At 68.3% G+C, this 19497-nt stretch carries 20 protein-coding genes; 1 reads left to right on the top strand and 19 read right to left on the bottom strand.

Features of this window, described 5'->3' with window-relative positions:
- Window positions 1-209 precede the first annotated feature (209 nt).
- From ACGHIZ_RS02690 to ACGHIZ_RS02765, 16 genes are all read right to left on the bottom strand, one after another.
- Window positions 210-806: a hypothetical protein gene (locus ACGHIZ_RS02690; protein ID WP_199408227.1), complete on the bottom strand. Its 597-nt coding sequence runs from the start codon at window positions 804-806 to the stop codon at window positions 210-212.
- 128 nt (window positions 807-934) lie between these two features.
- A complete protein-coding gene (locus tag ACGHIZ_RS02695; protein WP_197736875.1) occupies window positions 935-1189 on the bottom strand; it encodes a hypothetical protein in 255 nt (84 codons plus the stop codon).
- Between the two features lie 11 nt (window positions 1190-1200).
- The gene (locus ACGHIZ_RS02700) at window positions 1201-1842 is read right to left on the bottom strand and encodes a hypothetical protein (RefSeq protein WP_199408229.1); all 642 of its coding nucleotides are present in this window, start codon (window positions 1840-1842) and stop codon (window positions 1201-1203) included.
- 238 nt (window positions 1843-2080) lie between these two features.
- Window positions 2081-2812 (bottom strand): class B sortase, encoded by a 732-nt coding sequence (locus ACGHIZ_RS02705; protein ID WP_390448942.1) that lies wholly within the window; start codon window positions 2810-2812, stop codon window positions 2081-2083.
- 72 nt (window positions 2813-2884) lie between these two features.
- Window positions 2885-5626 (bottom strand): VaFE repeat-containing surface-anchored protein, encoded by a 2742-nt coding sequence (locus tag ACGHIZ_RS02710; protein ID WP_390448945.1) that lies wholly within the window; start codon window positions 5624-5626, stop codon window positions 2885-2887.
- Window positions 5627-5638: 12 nt separating this feature from the next.
- Complete coding sequence (locus tag ACGHIZ_RS02715) at window positions 5639-6097, bottom strand: DNA gyrase (RefSeq protein WP_227110334.1); 459 nt, start codon at window positions 6095-6097, stop codon at window positions 5639-5641.
- Between the two features lie 109 nt (window positions 6098-6206).
- The gene (locus ACGHIZ_RS02720; protein WP_390448948.1) at window positions 6207-7208 is read right to left on the bottom strand and encodes a conjugal transfer protein TrbL; all 1002 of its coding nucleotides are present in this window, start codon (window positions 7206-7208) and stop codon (window positions 6207-6209) included.
- 2 nt (window positions 7209-7210) lie between these two features.
- Window positions 7211-7909, bottom strand: a complete 699-nt coding sequence (locus ACGHIZ_RS02725) for a hypothetical protein (protein ID WP_390448951.1) — start codon at window positions 7907-7909, stop codon at window positions 7211-7213.
- A 30-nt stretch (window positions 7910-7939) separates the two neighbouring features.
- Window positions 7940-9541 carry an NlpC/P60 family protein gene (locus ACGHIZ_RS02730; RefSeq protein WP_390448954.1) on the bottom strand — a complete coding sequence of 534 codons (1602 nt, stop codon included), beginning with the start codon at window positions 9539-9541 and terminating at the stop codon, window positions 7940-7942.
- Between the two features lie 2 nt (window positions 9542-9543).
- Window positions 9544-12021, bottom strand: a complete 2478-nt coding sequence (locus tag ACGHIZ_RS02735) for a VirB4-like conjugal transfer ATPase, CD1110 family (RefSeq protein ID WP_390448957.1) — start codon at window positions 12019-12021, stop codon at window positions 9544-9546.
- A complete protein-coding gene (locus tag ACGHIZ_RS02740; RefSeq protein WP_390448960.1) occupies window positions 11990-12397 on the bottom strand; it encodes a PrgI family protein in 408 nt (135 codons plus the stop codon). The genes ACGHIZ_RS02735 and ACGHIZ_RS02740 overlap by 32 nt, the downstream gene beginning before the upstream one ends.
- 30 nt (window positions 12398-12427) lie before the next feature.
- Complete coding sequence (locus ACGHIZ_RS02745) at window positions 12428-12643, bottom strand: hypothetical protein (RefSeq protein WP_006234636.1); 216 nt, start codon at window positions 12641-12643, stop codon at window positions 12428-12430.
- A gap of 84 nt (window positions 12644-12727) precedes the next feature.
- On the bottom strand, window positions 12728-14545 hold the full coding sequence (locus ACGHIZ_RS02750; RefSeq protein ID WP_390448963.1) for a VirD4-like conjugal transfer protein, CD1115 family: 1818 nt from the start codon (window positions 14543-14545) through the stop codon (window positions 12728-12730).
- Window positions 14542-15093 (bottom strand): hypothetical protein, encoded by a 552-nt coding sequence (locus ACGHIZ_RS02755; RefSeq protein ID WP_390448966.1) that lies wholly within the window; start codon window positions 15091-15093, stop codon window positions 14542-14544. Before ACGHIZ_RS02755 ends, ACGHIZ_RS02750 begins: the two co-directional genes overlap by 4 nt.
- A gap of 57 nt (window positions 15094-15150) precedes the next feature.
- On the bottom strand, window positions 15151-15684 hold the full coding sequence (locus tag ACGHIZ_RS02760; RefSeq protein WP_390448969.1) for a peptide ABC transporter substrate-binding protein: 534 nt from the start codon (window positions 15682-15684) through the stop codon (window positions 15151-15153).
- A gap of 201 nt (window positions 15685-15885) precedes the next feature.
- Window positions 15886-16674 (bottom strand): ATP-binding protein, encoded by a 789-nt coding sequence (locus tag ACGHIZ_RS02765; RefSeq protein WP_250787665.1) that lies wholly within the window; start codon window positions 16672-16674, stop codon window positions 15886-15888.
- Between the two features lie 261 nt (window positions 16675-16935).
- Between ACGHIZ_RS02765 and ACGHIZ_RS02770 the strand changes: the two genes are divergently transcribed.
- Window positions 16936-18077 (top strand): IS3 family transposase gene (locus tag ACGHIZ_RS02770; protein ID WP_390446773.1). Its coding sequence is split into 2 segments (ribosomal slippage): window positions 16936-17194 and window positions 17194-18077, totalling 1143 coding nucleotides; the frame shifts between segments, so codons are not numbered across the junction.
- Here ACGHIZ_RS02770 and ACGHIZ_RS02775 read toward each other — a convergent pair.
- The 3 genes from ACGHIZ_RS02775 to ACGHIZ_RS02785 all read right to left on the bottom strand — a co-directional run bounded on the left by ACGHIZ_RS02775 (window position 18017) and on the right by ACGHIZ_RS02785 (window position 18975).
- Window positions 18017-18424 (bottom strand): hypothetical protein, encoded by a 408-nt coding sequence (locus ACGHIZ_RS02775; protein WP_390448973.1) that lies wholly within the window; start codon window positions 18422-18424, stop codon window positions 18017-18019. The genes ACGHIZ_RS02770 and ACGHIZ_RS02775 overlap by 61 nt on opposite strands.
- Window positions 18425-18429: 5 nt before the next feature.
- The gene (locus ACGHIZ_RS02780; RefSeq protein ID WP_250787663.1) at window positions 18430-18678 is read right to left on the bottom strand and encodes an AlpA family transcriptional regulator; all 249 of its coding nucleotides are present in this window, start codon (window positions 18676-18678) and stop codon (window positions 18430-18432) included.
- Window positions 18679-18756: 78 nt separating this feature from the next.
- Window positions 18757-18975, bottom strand: a complete 219-nt coding sequence (locus ACGHIZ_RS02785) for a helix-turn-helix domain-containing protein (protein ID WP_390448976.1) — start codon at window positions 18973-18975, stop codon at window positions 18757-18759.
- Window positions 18976-19497: the final 522 nt, after the last annotated feature.

Below are 19497 nucleotides of genomic sequence, written 5' to 3' on the forward strand. Positions count from 1 at the left end.
ATGTAATAATAACGAGGCTTGAGTTTGCCTGTCAAGAATCGACCATCGGTAAGGGCAATCCTCTCCGGCCATTCGATTCCTTTTGTATCTTTGGTTGCGTTTACGTTATGCGGTTATTTATTTCGTTAGAATTCCCAAGCAAAACGCTTTTATGCACCATGTCTGCGCAAGCGAGAAAAGCCATTTCTAAGCCTCGGTCCACGAAAATGTCAACTTGGCTTTTCATTGAGCCGATACTTCCAACACCGCTGAAAACGAACCAAACGCGTAGCTCTTGCGTGTCCGCAACTCGCACCATCAAAGTATGCAAGCATCCTGATGAGCAGGATAGCCTCTGATCGTCTGTATCTCAATTCGGAACAAAGATCCTGGGAAAAAGGGGATGCGGCGCCGAACGCGAACAATGTGTGTACGCTGTCGAGAAATGAGGCGCGCGCCGAGAAACCGGTGGTCCATACTCCACGCCGCACCCCCAACTGAGCCTCGTAGGATTGGACCTCTTTAAGCAACGGTTCGAGGTCTTTTTCGCGCTCAGCGGCGTCCCTGGCCTTGTCTTCGATGCCGGCGAGTTGCTCGGTAATCCAATCGATTACCTGACCGACGTCGTTGTACCTGCCCTCGATCTCGTTTCTTGCCGCCTGTCGTGCCTCGGCGGGCTTTTGGAGGTAATCGTCATGAAGGGCTGCGTAGGTCCTAGCGATGTCCAGGGCGTTTTTGACCTTCGCCCTCTGGTCGCCGGCGATCATGGAGGCGATCGATTCCAGCTTGGCGTCGATGCACTGGAGGCTGTCGCTGATTTCGGTCATGTACGCCTGACCGACAACCATCGCCGCTGCGGCAAGGCCGACGCTGGCGATCTGTGCGGGGCTGACCCCAGCGGCTTTGAGGGAGACGTCGCCGCTCAGGCGACCTTTCGGGTCTCGGACGAGGGCCCTTACCGCTTCCGGATCCTTCTTCGAGGCGACGAGGTCCTTAAAGCTGTAGCCTTCGGGAACCTCGACTTTGTAGAGCTGTTTTCCTCGACGAGGTCTATGACGTCCGAGGCGAGGCCGAGAATGGCGTCCGCCCGCTCTCCGATGCCGACGTTGTTCTCTTTGCCCGCATCGGCGTTCGCGACGAGCCTGATGTTCTCCAAGTCCTCGACGGGAACGACCTCGACGCTGATTGGCGCAAGTTCTTTGTCGCTCATGCTCTTAGCGCCTATCTCGCCTCATCGGAACGCGCCAGGACGTCCCATTTGTTGTACGAGCCCTCGGCCTGAAGATCCCTGACGAGGGCCTCATAGCGGGTCTCGAGGTCTTTCTCCTCACACGGGAAGAGCAGAATCATCATTGGTCTTTTGAACTTGAAGTCAGCGTAGACGTCGATGTTGCCGAAACCGCAAAGCTGTGTGTATATGCTGAAGCCCATGGATTTGCCGCAACCGACATAGACGTCCTCGTAGGCGGAAGGGTCTTTCTCTCGTGCCGATTTCATCGTGACGACGGCGTAGCAGCCGGCGATCGCCATGTACCCATCGCTGAGGTCGGCTTCGCTGGAGACGTTGTTCTCGAAGTTCTCGAAGAAATCTTTTGCGGAGATCGGCGGAAGCGAGCTTGCCACGGCCTTCTTGCGGGATGCCTCGAGTGACTTTTGCTGCTCCTTCTTGTCTTTGATTGCCCGACCCTTTGAAAGGAATGAGTCCCTGGCTTCTCCCAGGCTATCTGCCGCCTGCTTCCCCCTTTGCTGCCCCCAGTCGATCAGAGCGGGCCCGTATTTGTTCACAGCGGGCTCAACGAAGGGCAGAACGTCTTTTCCGATGTCGATGGCCCTTTTGACGTCTTGCAGCTTAATCTTTCCCAATTGCGTACCTCTATTCATGGACAACCGGAAGCTTATCGAGAAGCAGCCGGCAGCGTCTTGTTTCTATCAAGTGCGTAAATTATCTCACCACATGCAAGACCCCTTGCCGAGATATAGCGGCAAGGGGTCGAAGGGCCATATTCGGTTGTAGTTTCGATCTGCAAGTCCTAGTCTCGGTCGTCGTCGCCGGCTGCGCAGCAGGCGTAGGCCGTGAGCGTGAGGAGCCCCATGAGGAGCCCTATTCCGAAGGGCGCGAATCCCATGTTTCCACCTCCTTCGCGTAGACCACGGTGCGGGAGTTGCTCGTCTGGTAGCTGCACGTCACGAAGGCCCAGGCATGCGCGATGTCCGCCGAATCTTCCAGGACGACCTCGCACTGGGACAATTTGTCCCCGAGGTAGGCGTCGAGCTCCGCAGCGCCGGCGAAGTTGGTCCGCTTGCCCTCTGAGCTCGCGTCGACCACGTCAGCCGCGAAGACCTCGAGCTCGATCGCATTCTCGCGGGTGTAGACCCGGATGGTGCGGTGCCCCTCGGCGAAACCGCGCGACGAGTATTGCGCGAGCGGCGCGAACATAGTGCCGTCGGACATGTGGTGCCCGTAGACGATGACGAGCGGGCTCTCGGCGCCCTGCGCGCACCCGGCGTCGATGTAGGGAGCGCCCCACGCTGATCTTTCGCCGCCGGCGTCGTGCGTGAGGTAGAAGTCGGGCGATTCGGGCCGGCCCTGGACGATCGGGTAGTCGACGGTCGTGCCCGGCACGTGCACCCAAGCGACGACGGAGGCGGGAAGGGCGTCCCAGTCGATGCCGCCTCCCGTCTCTTGAGCCTCCATTGCCGCATCCTTTTCCGCAGCAGGCGCCTCGTGCACCCCGTACGGGTTCCTCTCGGGCAGCGGCAGGACGGCGAGCGCCGCCAGCGCCAGCAACGCCACGGCAATGGCGAGTGCCGTGGCGGCTTTCCCTTTGTTCATGTCCTCCCCCGTTCGCAGGGGAGGCCCCGGGCGGGCGCCCAGGGCCTCCGGTTCGGTATCGATGCGGCGCCGCTACTCTTCCGGCTCTTCGGCAGGCTCTTCGGCTGCCGCGTCCTTGCTTGCGCCGGCCGTCTTGCGCTTGCGGTACGCGAGCGCCCCGCCCGCGCCCGCCGCAGCTGCTAGAGCGATGCCTGCGGCCACGGCGTAGCCGGTGGCGTCGGGGGCGTCGGCCCCGGTCTTGGCGTAGGGCTCCTCGGGCACCTCGGGCGTGTCGGGGTTGTCCACGACGACGCTCTGCTCGGCGGAGTCGATGTCCTCGTGGGCCGCCACGACGTTGCCGGCGGAGTCCAGGACCTTCTCGAAGACGACGAGCTCGTCTCCCTCGGCCAGGCCCTCGGTGTCGAACTCGAAGGTCACCTCGACGGTGCCGGAGGGCGCCTCTGGCTCGAAGGGCGTGCGCGCGGTCACCTCGTTGCCGTCCTTGTCGAGGAACGGCTCTCCGGTGCCCTTGTCCATGAGCGTGCCCACGGCGATGTAGGTCTCGCCGGGGACGAGGCCCTTGTAGGCCACCGTGTCGACGACCTTTGCCTTGCCGGCCTCGATGACCTGGTCGCCGTCGGCGGCGTCGGCCGCCTGGGTGCCCACCTCGACGGCGACGTGGACGGTCTGGCCCTCGTCGGAGAGGTCCGCGTGCGACGCCACCTCGGCGCCGTCCTTGCGAAGGCTCTCGAACGCGACCAGGTCGCGGCCGCCGAGCAGGCTCGCGTCGAAGGAGATCTCGACCTCCTGGCTGCCCGTCGAGAGCGCGGGCGCGAACTCTGCCTTGGCCCCCACGGGCTTGCCCGAGGCGTCGGCCACGGGCTCGCCGGTCGCCTTGTCGACGAGGGTTGCCGAGAGCTCGTACGCCTCGCCGGCCTTCAGGCCCTCGTAGGCGACCGCGTCGACGACCTTGGCCTCGGCGTCGGCCGAGACGTCCTTGTCGCCGTCCGCCCCGTCCTTTGCGGTGGTGGAGATGCGCGGGCCCTCCTGGTCGTCGAGGCCCATCCACACGGCCTTGGCCATCGTCGAGTCGCGCTCGATCCAGAAGCTCCTGGTGATGAGCTCTAGGCCCTCGTTGGCCTCGCAGCGCAGCTCGGTCATGGTGTAGGCGCCGTACGGCAGTGCCGCCAGCGAGTCGTCGACCGGCGCCGAGGAGCCGTCCTCGCCGAGCGAGAACCAGATGCCGGCCTTCGGGTCCATGTCTGCGGCGGCAATCGGGCCCTCATGGCCGAGCAGGGCGTCGTTGGCGTTGGTGTCCCTCGAGTGCCTGTTCCAGCTGCTCGCGGTCGACGCGTCGCCGTTGCGGTCCGTCACCAGCACGTGAGTCTCGCCGGTGGCCGCGTTCTCGATGGCGAACGGGACCATGAGGCCGGCGTTGTCGGACTCGCTCTTCTTGGAGAGCTCGAGGTCGTTGCGCACCACCTGGTCGCGGAACTCGAGCGCGGCGCCGTCCGCGGAGGCGCTCACGATCTCGCCGCCGGCGCGGACCTCGAAGGTGCGGGGCTCGCCGTCGGTCAGCAGGTAGCTCCCGTTCGTCGCCGTCTCCCGCACGTCGTAGGTTCCGTACGGCAGTGCGTCGGCCGCGGTCTGCGCGGTGTAGGCGCCGGCCTCGTCGTTCCATGCGGTGGTCAGCGTGGCCACGGCTTCGCCCGGCTCGCGCCATTCGCCGTCAACGAGGACCTTGTGCGCCGAGCGGTTCGTGACGGTGAACTCGATCCCGTCGAGGCCGGGGTGCTCGCCAGGCGCCTCCTTGTGGCCGCTGCCCGCGAGCGCCTCGGACGCCTGCAGCTCCTTGTCGGACTTGGTCACCTGCACGCCGCCGCGGAAGACCTCGTCGGTCACGGGGTCGCCCGTGAGGTCGCGCACCTCGCCGGCCTTCACGGTGAACGCGACGGAGGCGTCGCTGGCGTCGTAGCCCTCGGGCGCTCCGGACTCGACGATGCGGTAATTGCCTGCGGGAAGTGCGTCGGCGCCGGTCGCGGCGACGTGCGATCCGTTCTCGGGCGCGGTCTTGATCGTGGCGCAGACCTCTCCGTCGGCGTAGTACTTGCCGCCGACCAGCACGTACCGGCCGGTCTCGTTAACGACGGAGAAGCTCGCGCCGTCGAGCGAGGCGTCGCCCTGGGGCTCTGCGCCCGCCTCGGAGTCCTCTTTGGCGACCTTGACGCCGCCTGCGGACCAGCTGAAGCTCACGAGCGTCTGTGAGCCGCCGCCGGTCCTGACGCAGAATGCCTCGAACCCGGCGGATACCTTGCCGGCGCCCGCCTTCATCTTGGCGAAGGTCCCGCCGATCAGCTCGGATTTCGCCCAGGAGGCGAACTCGGCGCTCGTGCCGTGCGTGGCAGCCGACTCGGACCCAGAGTAGGCGTAGGCGATGAGCACATGGCTCGCCGCGGCGTACTTCGCGTCGTCCCAGCCGCCGCCGTCGTACCAGCTGCCCGGGAACATCGACGCGTCGAAGCCGGGAGAGCCGAACGAGTACCAGATCGCCGCTGTCACGTCGTCGCTCGGCACGGGGCTCGTCGAGTAGGAGCCCGGCGCGGGCGTCGGGGACGAGGGCTCGGCGCAGTAGGCGATGTTCCCGTCGGCGCTCATCCACGTGGTGGCGAAGCCGCCGTAGGGGATCTTGCCGCCGACGGACACGTCTACCGTGCTCGGCGCGGCGTAGGCGGGCGAGGCCGCCACGGAGGCGAGCAGCGCCCCCGCCGCCAGGATGAGCGCCATGGCGCATCGGAGGAGCTTTTCCTGCAGGGTGCAGTCTTTCGCTGCGTTCATCTTTCCGCCTCCCTATCTCTCGACGCTTCGCTGTGCGCGGGGCGCCTCGTGCTCGGCGGCGCGGCTCGCCTGGCGGGCGTGCTCGGCGCGCTCCGCGAGGTAGCGCGAGCGCCCTGCGTCAACGGCCTCCTTGAGCTGCGCCGGCATGACCTTCACGGTGTCCTTGACCGCGCGTCCGCCCTCGTCGAGCTCGGGCTGGCCGTCCGGGCCCATCACCGTCTTCCTCAGCCACACCTCGCGGTTCGCGAGCAGCGGTATGTCCCGGAAGTCGGCCCCCTTGAAGCGGCTCTCGTTAACGAACATGGGGCTGAACTCGTAGCCTCCCACGTCCATGCCGTCGACGACGGTGCCCTTGGGAAGGGTCGCCGAGTTGAAGGTCCTGGCCTCGCCGGTCGCGCGGTCGGTGTACTCGATGCCCTCGCGCACGAAGCTCTTGTGCAGCGAGAGGTACACGTTCTTCCTCTCTTCCATGTCTTTCCTCCTTTTCGTTTTCAATCGGTCCTTGTCTTCATCCGCCGGGACGCGTGCCCCGGCGCGGCGCCCCTATCTCATGGCGACCGCCCCCTTCCTCGCTTTTCCGCTAGAAGCCGCTCACGATGTCGCGCGCCCAGGAGCCGCTTTTCACGAGGGCCAGGATGAGCAGCACGCACATGGCCAGGTACTGCAGCGCGTAGGTGAGCCCGTTCGCGACCGCGTCGGCCGGGGTGCCCGTCCCGGGGTTCGCCCCGGTGAGCCCGCCGAGCACGAGCGGGAACGATATGAGCAGCACGAGGATGATGACGCCGGCGATGCAGACCGCCCCGAAGCTCTTCAGGTAGCCAAGGCCTATCTGGCGCGTGGCGTCCATGCCGAGGAACGCCAGCGGGATCGGGGCGAACGCGGCCATGATGTAGAGCTGGAGCGCGCGGGCCCAGCAGACCACGAGGGCGACGACGTAGGCCGCCAGCACCACGACCCAGCTGATGAGGCTCACGACGAGCATGGCGATGAGCGACGGGATGTCGTCGTCGGTGGTGACGACTGACACCTCGGGCAGGTCGAGCGCGCCACCGGCGCCGAAGAGCGCCTCGACTCGGTCGATGGCGAGCCCGCAGACCTCGTAGATCGACGCCATCAGGTCGAAGCTGTTCTGTATGAGGAACAGGAACACGGCGAAGAACACGAGGAGGAACACGACCTCCTTGACGCCGGGGAGGCTCTGGCTGCCGTCCATGCGCTGGGATATCTCGATGAGCTTCAGGGTGAAGACCAGGCCGAGCACCCCGCACCCGATCGGCAGGATGGCAACCTGCCATACGCCCCGGGCGACGTCGTGCATGGTCAGGTCGCTCGAGCTCGTGAGCATGTGCGCGAAGTCGGCCGAGAGGATCCCGTTCGCGCCGATCGACCCGAGCACGCCCGTCTGCGCCTTGAACATCCAGTTGCAGCAGTCGCGCAGAAGGCCGCACAGCCAATCGTTGACGTCCCCGGCTATGTCGGCGTATGCCGGCTGCGCGGGGACGAGCAGGAGCGCGCAGAGGGCGAACGCCGCCGCGGCGGAGACGGCGAAGACCCTTCGGCGTCGCGATTCAAGCGCCCGCACGGCTACATCGCCTCCAGCGAGCCGCTGCGCGAGACCACGGTGACCACCGTCGAGGCGGGGTCGTCGAGCGTGAAGGTCGTCGACGCGACGTTCCAGGCGTAGTCGAGCCACACCTCCTTGTCCCAGGTGGCTCCCGTCGCCTGCGGGGACACCTTCGCCGCCTTCCCGGCGACGGCCTCCTCGATGGCGGCGGCATCCGCGCCCAGCGCCTCGGAGAGGCGGTCGTCGGTGCCGGTCACGGAGAACGCTCCGTCTTGCGCCTTCTGGGGCACGTAGGCCTGCGTCAGGAGGTCGCAGGCCAGGGTGCGGGCGTCCCCGCCGCCCGAGACCTGGATGAGCGAGAGCCCTCCCGCCTTGTCGCCGGTTCCCTTGACCTCGATGGGCACGCTGAGCACGCCGCCGGCCTCGGAGGGCTCCTCGGCCGAGAAGAACCAGGCGCGCTCGGTGCCGTCCGCGCTCTCCACCATGGCGCCCTCGACGATCCGCAGCGTGGCGGTCGGGTCGTCGGCGCCCGTCCACGCGGTGTTCCAGAGCGCCTCGGCGCCCGATGTCGCCTTTCCAGTCTCCGAGCCAGTGCCTTCAGGGGCGCCGGCCATCGCGGGCGGCGCCAGCTCCTGGGGGCTTTCCTGCGGGGCGATGGCGCAGCGCGCCGCGCCCGCGCCGAGCGCCACGGTGAGCGCGCCTGCCGCGACGGCGGCCATGACCCTTGACTTTCCCTGCATTGGTTTCTCCTATCTCGCGGTGAGCGCGCAGCTGAAGCTGCCGATGCCGCTCGCTATGCGGCACACGTCGCCCGTTCGCGGCTCGTGTATGTACCTGTCGTCGCCGATGTAGATGGCAACGTGGCCCGAGCGGTAGAGGATGTCGCCGGGCTTCGCCTCCGAGAGCGGTATGCGCCTGAGCTCCTCGTACTGGGAACCCGTGTAGTGGCTTATGCGGATGCCCGCCTGCGCGTAGCAGTACTGCGTGAGCCCGCTGCAGTCGAGCGCCTTGCCGGGGGTCGAGCCTCCCCACACGTAGGGCACGCCGAGCTGGCTGTACGCCGCCTCGACGATCGCGTTCCCGTTCGCGGCCGGGTCCTTCAGGTCCTCGACCGTCATGGAGTCGAGCCTGTAGAGGCCCCATTGCGCCATGATCGACTTCAGGGACTCGACGTAGGACGAGTCGGTCGCCCAGCCGGCGTCCTTGAGCCCCTCGGCCATCCTGTCCGAGTCGTGCCTCTCGATCGCCTCGCGGATGAGGGCGTTGCCCGAGTAGCGCTCCGCCTGCAGGAAGACCCTGCTGCGGAAGCGGATGCACTCGGCGTCGCCGGCGAAGCGGATGAAGCTCGCCGTGATCTGGGTGTGCTCGCCGGGCACGTACTCCTCGCTGGTGGCCCAGTTCGCCTTGCCGGCCACCTCGGGGCAGCCCGCGTAGCCCGACCACCACTTCATGCCGAAGAGGTTGTGGTCGCGCTCTGCGAGCTGGCTCATGCGGTCGCCCTGGCCGGACTCCTGGATGATCTGCGCGATGGTGCAGCCCGCCGGGTGCCCGTACTCCTCCTGGCACTCGAGCGCCGCCTCGACCATCTCGTAGGTGATGTAGGGCGGCAGCCCCTCGAGGCCCTGCTTGGAGGCTGCGTCGTCCCAGAAGCCGAACAGCGCGCTCAGCAGCTGCGCGACGGCGAGCGCGCAGGCGACGAAGGCCACGATGCCGGCCACCGCCCCGAGCAGGGCGGGCGCCGCGCCCGAGACCGCGCCCGCGATCGCGGAGGCGGCGCCCTTCGACCCCGCGGCTCGGGCCGCCTCGCCCGACGCCTGCGCGGCCGCCTGGGCCGCCTGGTGCTTGGCCGGGGCGGTCGCGCCGGCTGCCTCGGGGCCGCGCGCGCCTCCCTTTGGGGCGCCGAGGGCGGTCGCCGCCTTGCGGCTGCCTTGGGCGGCTTTCTTCGCCTTCCTCTGCCGCAGCCTTCCCGCGGCCTTCTTGGCCGCATGCCCCGCGTCGTACATGCCCGAGGCGCCCTCGAGCTCCTCCGAGTCGTCGAGCTGGGAGACTGCCTCCCGGGCGATCGCCAGCTTCGCCGCCTCGACGCGCGAGCGCATCGCTGCCGCCGCGCGCCGGTCTCCGGCGGGTTGGGACAATTTGTCCCCGAGCCCGCCTTCCGGCGCGTCGGGCCTGGAAGGGCGCCCCTTCGCCGTTGCGGCGGGGCCTCCCGCCTGGTCGAGCGGGCCGGCTCCCTCCGAGACGTTTCCCAGGGCGTCGCGCTCGGTCTCCGCGACGTCGCCCGCGGTGAGCACGTCGCGGCGCTGCGCCGCGACCACCTCGAGCATCCCGCCGCCCTCGCTCGGGCCGGCCATTCCTATTCCTCCGCCTCTCGCGCCGCCCGGCGCATCTCGCGCTCGGCGACCTCTGCGGGCTTGGTGTTCCACAGGTCGTAGAGCGGGCCTTTCGGGAAGTCGTCGGTGATGGGCACGCGGATCCCGGCGCTGATGAGCAGCCCCTCGCCGGGCTTGACGGCGTCTCCGATGTAGCCGCGCTCCGTGGCGGAGAGCTGGAGCATCTCCGCCCACGCGTCGAGGTCGGCGGTGGACTGCTTGTGCAGCAGGAAGAACTCGGAGTTGAGCACCATGTCGCGGGCCTCGGCGTTGGCCAGCATGTGGCTCGTGTTCTGGCTGATGCCGGTGCAGATGAGGCCGAACTTGCGCCCCTCGCGCCAAAGGCGGGCGAAGTACTCGACCACCGTCGGGTGCGCGAAGAGGCTCTGCACCTCGTCGATGTAGAGCCACGTGTAGTTGGGGCGCGGCGGCGTGACCATCACGCGGTTGCGCACCATCTCGAGCGCCGTGATCATGCCGAACACGCGCATGTTCTGGCCGAGGCCGTGCATGTCGATGTTGGTGATGCGGTTGTCGAGCGCCACGTTGCTCTGGCCGTTGAAGAAGGAGAACGCGCCCTTCACGTAGCGCTCGTAGCGCAGCGCGATGTCGGCGGCCTCGGGCTCGGGCTGAGCGAGCAGCGCCGCGTGGAAGTCGCCGAGCGTGGGCAGGCGGCCGTCCTTCGCGCACTCCCGGTACGCCTCGCCGACGCAGCGGGCGATGATCGAGCGGTCGCGCTCCGGCAGGCCCTCGCGGCCCTCGGCCATGAGCGCGCTCGAGAGCGCGAGCACCGCGTCGGTCTTGTACGCGAGCTTGGCGGCGTCGGCGCGGTCCGCGACGTCGGCGGTGTCGAGGGGGTTGAGCACCGCCGAGCATCCCGGGGCGAGCTCGACGTTCGCGCCGCCGAGCGCGCCGACGAGGTTGCCGTACTCGCCGGCCGGGTCGAAGATCACGACCTCGTCCTCGGGGTGCGCGAGCACGGTGTTGGTTATCTCGCGCTTGACCGAGAAGCTCTTGCCCGAGCCGGGCTTGCCGCACACGAAGCCCATGGGGCTCGCCAGGCGCTTGCGGTCGCACAGCACCAGGTTCCCGCTCTCCTTGGACTGCCCGTAGTAGCCTCCGCCCGCCTCGTCGAGGCTCTGGCTCGCGAAGGGCATCTGCATCGCCACCTGCCCCGTGGTGAGGTAGCGGCTCACGGTGACGTGGTTGTTCCCGAGCGGGAGCACCGAGTTGAGCGCCTGGCGCTGGCGGAAGTGGAGCGGCTCGAGGCCGATCGTGCAGCCCTGCGCGACGCTCGTCACCTGCTGGACGCGGCGGTCGAGCTCCTCGAGGCTGTCGGCCCAGGTGTAGACGAGGCCCGTGTAGACGAACAGGCGCTCGGACTTGTTGCGCAGGAAGTCGAGCAGCTCCTCGGCCTCCTCCTTCGAGAAGCGCAGCTCGGGCGGCAGGATCTGGTAGTCGTAGCCCTTCTTCACGGCGCTCATCTGCTCGTCGATGATCTCCTTGTCCATCCAGTCGATCTGGCGCTTCACGAGCGCGAGCGCCTCGCTCTGCGCGATGGGCTGCACGTGCAGCGTCACGTTGAGCGGCAGCGGCAGGTCGATGATGGAGGCGAGGTAGGTCTCCTCGATGACCGACCCGAAGCTGCGCACGGCGAGCACCGCGCCGTAGCGCCCGTCGCTGCGGAAGCAGTCGGACCTGCCCTCGGGCTTGAAGTCGAGCGTGGAGGGCATGACGAAGTCCTTCGTGCGCGCTCCCGACGTCGGGGACAATTTGTCCCAGGAGAACTCGAAGCGCGACCCCGGGCGCAGCTGCCCCTGCAGGAGCTCGAGCCTCTCGGCGCCGTCGAGGGCGCGCGACGAGCAGCGTATGCGCGCGAGGGTCTGCTCCACGTCGCCCCGGATGCGCGCGAGCTTGGGCACCGCGGCGTCGACGTCGTCGGCGCCCACGGCGTAGGTCAGGTAGCGGTGGCGCACGAGGTTCGAGACGCCCTCGCGCATCTTGTCGTTGAGGATCCGGTTGTACTCTTCGGCGAGCCCGGCGGTGGCGCGTTCCCCGGGCTCGAAGAAGACCTTGCGGCCGACCTCGTCGGCTGGGATGGGCGCGTTCACGACCTGGAGCTGCACGTGGGAGTCCGCCGGGAAGTAGTTGAACAGCGAGCTCATCACGGTGAAGGCCGTCTCGCGCGCCTCCTTGCGCGCGGACTGGTAGCTGATGTCGGAGAACTCGACCGTCTGGCTGAACACCCCGGGCATCACCTGGGCGATGCCGTCCTTGTACATGGCGTCGTAGCCGACGTAGGCGGCCATCTCGCGCGAGCGGTCGCGCTCCCGGCGGCGCCTCTGCCGCTCGGCCTCCGCGCCCTTCGAGGCGTCCTTGCGCCCGCCCGTGCCGCCGAGGAGCAGCTCGAGGGTGCTCGGGCGCTTCGGCCTATTCTTCTTGTTGCTTCTTGCTCGGCTCATAGAGCTCGGCTCCTTTCTTCCTTGCCCTGCGCCTCGCGCGACGTCCCGGGCGGCCCGGGCGCGGCGAGCCCTCGGGGAGGCTCCCGGCGAGGCAGGGCTCGTACGCGAGCAGCTGCGGGGAGAGCTCGTGTGCCGCCAAAAGCGGCAGCAGCTCCTCGGCGCGCATGCCGAAGGGCCGCCAGAACCCGGCGAGCCAGAACGGCATGCTGCAGAGCATGATCGGGAAGGCCGCGTCCGCGACGTCTGCGCGCAGGCCCAGGTGGACGAAGGCCGCCGCCCCGACCGCGCTGCCGAAGCCGAGCGACACGCATGCGAGCGTGCGCAGGCTCATCTTCCCGACGATCTTCTCCTCGTACTCGCCGATGTCCTTCTGCACCGGTATCCGGAGCGCCATCCGCGACGCCCCCTATGCCGGCAGCCAGGACGTGTCCAGCTGCCCGAAGTAGACCGACGCGGCGATGATGATCGCGCCGCCGGCGATGGTGGAAATGGCGGTCGCGATCTGCGGGCCGCCCTGCTGCTCCCTGATGGCCAGGCCGAGCGAGACCGCTCCCCACACGACCAGGAAGCCGCCGAGGAAGGTCACGCAGCCCGACACGAGCTTGATGACGTTTGCGAGCATGCTGCTCTCCTTTGCTTTCGGTTGGCGATGTTCCTTGCTGCTCCTCCCCCGCGGCGGGGGAGGCCCGCGCCCTTCGCGGCCCCGTCACGAGAGGCCGTCCTTCCGCCTGCGGTACTCCGCGAAGTCGAACGGGCCGCGGCGCGCCGCCTCCTCGAGCAGGCGCGAGCGCGGGTGGCGCTCGAGCCGGTACTTCCGGTCCATGAGCGGCATGCACCCGTTCACGAGCACGAGCGCGTCCTCGCGCGGCATGCGCGCCACCTCGGCGGGCTGTATGAGGTCGCGCTCGGAGATGCCGCGGTTCACGGTCCGGGTCCAGCCGGCGCCCCGCGAGTCGCTCTGCGTCTCGCTCGCCACCGTCTGCTTGCCGGCCATCTTGCTGATCTCCTCGTTGGTCTCGTTCGCCTTGCCGCCCAGGTAGAGCAGCGTGTCGCAGGCGTTCACGATGGTCTCGGCGTTGTTGTCGCCGTAGGTCTCCTTCAGCTGCGAGAGCGACTGGGCGATCATCGAGACGGCGATGTTCCTGCTGCGGGTGACGGCGATGGTGCGCTCGAAGTCGGGTATGCGCCCGATGTTGGCGAACTCGTCGAAGACGAAGTGCACCGTCGTGGGCAGCGAGCCGCCGTGCGCCTCGAGCGCCTCGGCGCAAAGCGCGCTCACGGCCGTGTCCATGAGCAGGGCGAACAGGAAGTCGAAGGTCGAGTCGGTGTCGCTCATCGACGCGAAGAGCGCGACCTTGGCGCCCTCGTCGCCCATGTGGGCGAGGTCGAGCTCGTCTTTGGAGGTGAGGTCGCGCACGGCGCGGATGGACAGCGGCTTCAGGCGGACGTTGCAGCTCGAGAGCATCGACTTCATGGTGTCGCCGGCGGCGACGCGGAACTCGCGGTAGCTCGCGAGCGCGAAGTCGTCGGGCGGCGCCGGCTCGCGGACCTTGACCCACTCCCACGCGCCGTCCTCCTCGGAAAAGCCGCGCAGCGATCCGCCCTCCGCCGAGGCGCCGCCGCGCCTGACGTAGCGCTCGCCGGTCTCCAGCTCGCGGAACACCATGTCGAGCGGGCTCATGTAGCCCGGGTCGTCGCGGGCGTCGGCGAGCGAGAGCAGCGTGAGCAGCCCGTCGAGGTTCCGGTCGGCGGGCTCGCAGTGCATGACGAGGTAGGCCGTGAGCGCGGTGTAGACCAGGCGCTCGGCCTTCTCCCAGTAGGGGTCGCCCTTGTGGTCGGCCTCTCCCTCGGTGTTGGCGACGATGCCGCGGGCGAAGCGGATGACGCCCGCCTCGTCGCGTATGTAGGCTATGGGGTTGAAGCGCATGGAGCGCGAGAAGTCGATGGTGTCGAACGCGCGGATCTCGTAGCCGAGCTCCGCCAGCGCGCCGCCCATCTCGCGGATGAGCGTGCCCTTCGGGTCGGTCACGAAGAAGCTGGCGTTGGCCTGCAGGAGGTTCGGCTTGACGTAGTAGCGCGTCTTGCCGGTGCCGGGTCCTCCCACCACGAGCACGTTGTCGTTGGTGTCGGTGGAGAGGTCGAACCTGCGGCTCACGAGGCGGATGCGCGCGTTGTCGGTGAGGATGATGTTGTTGTCGGGGTCCTTGGGGTCGCCGAAGGGCGCGATGTCCTTGCGCGTGGCCCACCTGGAGCTACCGTGCTCCTCGCCGTCGCGCCGGGCCCCCTTGGTCCCCAGTGAGCGGTCCCAGGCGAGGAGCGCGCCGCACGCGCAGGCGGTCCCGGCGCACAGGGGAAGCGCCTCCGCAGAGAAGACGCGCCCCGCGCGGAGCGCCGCGGGGATCGCCGCCATGGCGGCCTCCGGGTCGAGGATCGGGCTCGTGCCCGACGCCGCGATTGCCGCGGCCGCGAAGTCTCCCGCGGCGAACGCCGCCGCGGCCAGCGCGGCCGCCGCCTGCCACCTCATCTCTCGGGCCCCTCGATCTGGCGCGGGCCGCGGTCCCGGCCGATGCCCTGGCTGTGGGCCCTCGACGCCTCGCGCGCCCGCTCGGCGCGCTCCGCCAGCCGCTCGGGCGCCCGGCGCCTCTCGGCGATCTCGGCGAGGCGCTCCCTTGCGCGATCGGCGGCCTTTCCCGTCTCTTGCTCCAGCTGGCGGAAGGCCTCGTCGACCTCGGGGGCGTCCTCCACCTTGAAGAGCAGCCAGTCGCGGCCCTCGCCGGGGATGATGTGGTGCTCGACCGACGCGGCGCGCAGCTTGTCGGAGACGACCTCCTTGATCGTCGCGTACTCGGGAAGCCCCGAGAGCTCCTCGAGGCTGAGCTTCGCGTAGGTCGGCACGCCCTCGGCCTCAATGGCCTCGGCGCGCCCGCCGGCGATGGTCCCGCGGATTCCCGCGAGGCGCTCGGAGAGCTCCCTCGCGCTGCGCTCCATTGCCTCGGCGCCGGCCTCCTGGCCGATCCTCAGCATCCAGTCGAGCAGCTTGCCGCCCGCCTCGTCCCCGTAGTCGCTCGCCATCCCGCGCCTCCCTTCCAGTCGAGATGAAAAAGGGGCGCCTTCGCGCCCCGGTCGTCCCTATTCGGCCCCGACGGCCCTCTCGCGCGCCATTGGGACGCGGGCTTCCTGCCCGGCGTGCGCGCGGCTCGCCTCGCGGGCGGACGCGGCGCGCTGCGCCAGCGGCTCGGGCGCCTTCTCGTGCAGATGGGCCCACTCGCCGCTGCGGCACTGCTCCGGCGTCGCCTCGCACATGTCGCGCATGGCGCGCTCGAAGCGCTCGGGCTCCTGGGCGATGGCGCCGAAGCTCCAGCTCTCGAAGCCGGTCCACGCGTCGCCGTCGCGCTTGAGCGTCCACCACTCGTCGCCGCCGTTCACCTGCTGGATGAACGCGAGGTCGCGGTAGCAGAACCCCTGGCGTATGGCCCAGTTGCCCGAGCCGAGCGCCTCGCGGAGCCTGTCGACGCTGTCCGTGCGGGAGAACTCGTAGGGGTACTCCTCGAGGAACGGGTCGTCCTGCCAGTCGAAGCCGCCGACCTTGAGCCAGCCGTTCTCCTGGCACTTCTCCACGAGCCCGTCGTGCTCGCGGCCGGTTATCCTCTCGAAGCCGTCCATGGGCCCTCCGCCTTTCGTTTGTCGCTTGGCGGGCGGCGTCCTCGCGATGGGGGCACGGTGCGAGTCGGAGCAGGCGTGCGTGCCGGCGCGTCGGCGCCGCCCAAGACGTGTATAGCGATTTCGATTGCGGTAGAGGGCGGGGCCGCCCGCGATGGGTCGAGCCGGGTCGAGCCGTCCGCGCCTCCACGGGAAGCGCACAAGCTAGCCGAGGCGGCGCCTGTCCCTTCCGCCCAGGTAGACGGTCCTGCAGGTCTGGGAGATCCTGCTCGCGATCGCCTCTGCCGTTACGCGCTCGCCGCGCCTCGCGAGCCTGTCCGCCAGCGCGCCCGGCGCGTAGTTCGACGTGACGATGGTCGGGCGCATGTCCTCGTAGCGCGCGTCGAGCACGCTGAACACGGTGCCGACGGACCACTCGGTCGCGTCCTCCTTGCCGAGGTCGTCGAGCACGAGCACGTCGCACTTGGCGTACCGCGCGACGGCGGCCTCGGTGCCGCCCTCGTCGAACGTCGCCTTCACGCGCTCGAGCATGCCCTTGGCCGTCGTGAAGGCGACGTCGTAGCCGGCCTCGGCGAACAGCCTGGCCATGGCGGAGGCGGCGTGCGTCTTGCCGGCGCCGACGCCCCCGTGTATGTAGAGCCCGGCGCCCCCGTTGCCCGCGAACGAGGCGATGTACTCGGCGAACTCGGGGCGGTCGGCCTCGGCGGCCCAGTAGCGCCTGGGGATGCCCGCGCGCGAGAGCGCCTTCTCCCGGCGGGCGGCCTCCTCCTTGGCGGCGAGGGCCGCGCGCCTTCGCGCCTCGGCCTCCCGCTCGCGAGCCGCGCCCTCGCACGGGCAGGGGGCGGCGGAGACCCAGGCGACCCTGCCCGCCAGCGCCGCGCCGAGCGGATCGAGGGCGGCGCCGCAGTGCGGGCACGCCCTCGGCTCCGGCTCGTCGAAGGAGAGCCCGGCCGCACGGGCCTGCTCCAGGGTGATGAGTCCCGCTCGGTCCATCGGGCGCCCCTTCCTTATCTTCTGAAGTCCTTGTTGTCCCTTTTGCTTATTGGGTGGCATATCGTCAGGGGTTTCCCTGTCATCTCGTCAGGGGTTCGGGCTGCGAACCCTGACGGTTCGTCACCCTTGTTCTCGGCGAGCCCTGTCATTTCGTCACCCTTTCGCGCCGGGAACCCTGACGAACCGTCAGGGGTTGCCAGTGGATTGGCTACACTGGTGTGGACAGTTCCGGGAGGGGCGCAGGAGACGGGAGGGCCGTATATGAGGGACCCCAGGCACCCGAGGCATTTCACCGACGAGTTCAAGAGGCAGATAGTCGACCTCTACAACGCCGGCAAGCCCAAGCGCGAGATCATGGACGAGTACGACCTCGGCAAGAGCACCGTGGAGAGGTGGATCAAGTCGATAAACGCGACCGGCTCGCCGCGCGCCGCGTGCAACCGCACGCCCGAGCAGAACCGGATCCTGGAGCTCGAGCGCGAGAACCGCAGGCTCCGGATGGAGGTCGACGTCTTAAAACAAGCGGCGCTGATATACGCTCGAAAGTGAGGGCCATAGCGGCCAACGAGGGCCGCTACCCCATATCAGCGCAGTGCAGGCTCCTCGGCGTCGCGAGGTCGACGTACTACTCCATGCGCTCGCGGCCCGGCCGGCCCGCCGCGCCGGACCCCGCCGCGCCGGCCGTGGTCGCGGCCCACGCCGCCAGCAAGGGCCGGTACGGCTCGCGCAAGATAAAGGCGTCGCTCGAGCGGTCGGGCGTCACCGTCAGCCGGCGCCGGGTCTGCCGCATCATGAGGGAGAACGGCCTGGTCAGCGCATACGGCAGGAAGAGGTTCAAGGTGCACCCCGGGGCGGTCAACGAGGCCGACGTGCCCAACGTCGTCGCGCGCGGCTTCGGCGGCAGGGCGCCGCGCACCCATATATGCAGCGACCTGACCTACGTGCGCGTCGGGGCCTCGTGGAACTACGTCTGCCTGCTCGTCGACCTCTACAACAGGGAGATCGTCGGCCACTCCGCCGGGCCCAGGAAGGACGCCCGGCTGGTCAAGTCGGCGTTCGCGACGCTCTCCTTCCCCATCTCGGACATCGAGGTCTTCCACACGGACCGCGGCAGCGAGTTCGACAACGCCGAGATCGACCTGATGCTCGAGGCCTTCGGCATAGAGAGGTCGCTGTCGGCCAAGGGCTGCCCCTACGACAACGCCGTCGACGAGTCGACCAACAGGATACTGAAGGCCGAGCTCGTCCACCGCGAGACGTTCGGCACGACGCGCGAGCTCCGGGCCAAGCTCTCGGACTACGTGCACTGGTACAACAACTTCAGGATCCACTCGACGCTGGGCTACATGTCGCCGGTCGAGTTCAGGGAGGCGGGGCTGTCCCTCCCGGAATCGTCCAAATAGGTGTTGCCAATCCACAGCGCTCCGGGCGGCAGCCTCTCGCGCACGATGCGGTACCGCTTGGTGGCGTGCCCGCGCGCCGGGGCGTGCACGCCGCATTCCTCGATGAGGCCCCGGTCGAGCAGGTCGCGGATGGCGCGGTGGACGCTGCGCTCCTGCACGTTGAGGAATCGGGCCAGGCCGCCCTTGCTCTCGAAGTAGCAGCACCCGGCGTCGCAGAAGCCGAAGATGCGCGCGTAGACGAGCAGGGGAAGGCCGGAGAGGCCCAGGTCCGCCATCATGAAGTGCCGTACCGCCGTGAACTCGCGCGGGGAGGGGCCGTCGCGCCCCCTCGGGCCTGCGGCCGCCATCGGCGCTAGCCCCTTCTGGGCGAGCCGACGATGCTGTTTCGCTCGACCCATGCGACGAGCTCGTCGTGCAGCACGATGCCGTCGCGCGTCTTGCCGCCGATGTAGCGGATCGGGAACGGGTCGTCGGGGTCCTTGGCGAGCCGGTACATGGCGTCGCGGCTTATGCGCAGCATCGCGCACGCCTCGTCGGCGCCGAATATCGCGTTGGTCGATGCGATGAGCCTCACCTGGCTCCTGCTAGTGCTCTTGGTCATGGTCGTCCTCGAGCTCCTTTCGTCTCGAGGCTCCCTCGCGTGCCCGGCCGCGGGCGGCTCCCGGGGCGGTCGCCGCCGTCATTTCCTGCCGCTCCTCGACTCGATGTAGGCGTCCACGGACGCCCTTGAAACCAGGAGCTTCCTGCCGAGCCTGTACGAGTCGATCTCTCCCGACCAGATGAGGTCGTACGCCTTGTTTCTGCTCGCCCTCATGTACTCCTGCATCTCGATCACCGTCATCCATTCGTCGCGGTCCTGGTTGCCCTCGGGCGTGGCGCATTCGGCTGTGCGTGCCATGGCTCCTCCAATCTTCCCGTGCGGCACCGTGCGTGCACGCCGCGCGGCACAGTGTCCCTTTTCGTCTGCGCGACGATTGAACCGCCTGATGGCGCTTGGCGCGCACGACGGGAGCGGAGACGGGTCGAGGTGGGTCGAGCTGGTCGGGCCTCCACGAAACGGCCATGAGCCGTGCGCCTTAGCTGCCAGCTAATGCGCAGAAAAGTAAAAGGCGCCCATGCGGGCGCCTGCCTAGGATCGAAGATTGTTCGGTTGTGGTCGGAATGCTCGTCTTCCGCGGTGCTGTCGTCCGGGGTCCGGCATCTGTCGTTCGCCTCTTCTGTCGTGTTTGATGTTGCGTGTTCTGCGAGCGACCTTGCGCTGGCCTGCCGGCCCGTTGCCCCAGGTGCACCCTGATAAATGGTACCCATCCGTTGGGACACGGACATTGCGGGAGGGCTTTCTGGGCAAGCTGGGATGGACGAGCGGCGGGGTTCTAAATGTAATAATTCGAGCTAGAGGGCCTTGTGCTCTATTTTGCAA

This window comes from Collinsella sp. i05-0019-G5 (genome assembly GCF_042851345.1).
Lineage (GTDB): Bacteria > Actinomycetota > Coriobacteriia > Coriobacteriales > Coriobacteriaceae > Collinsella.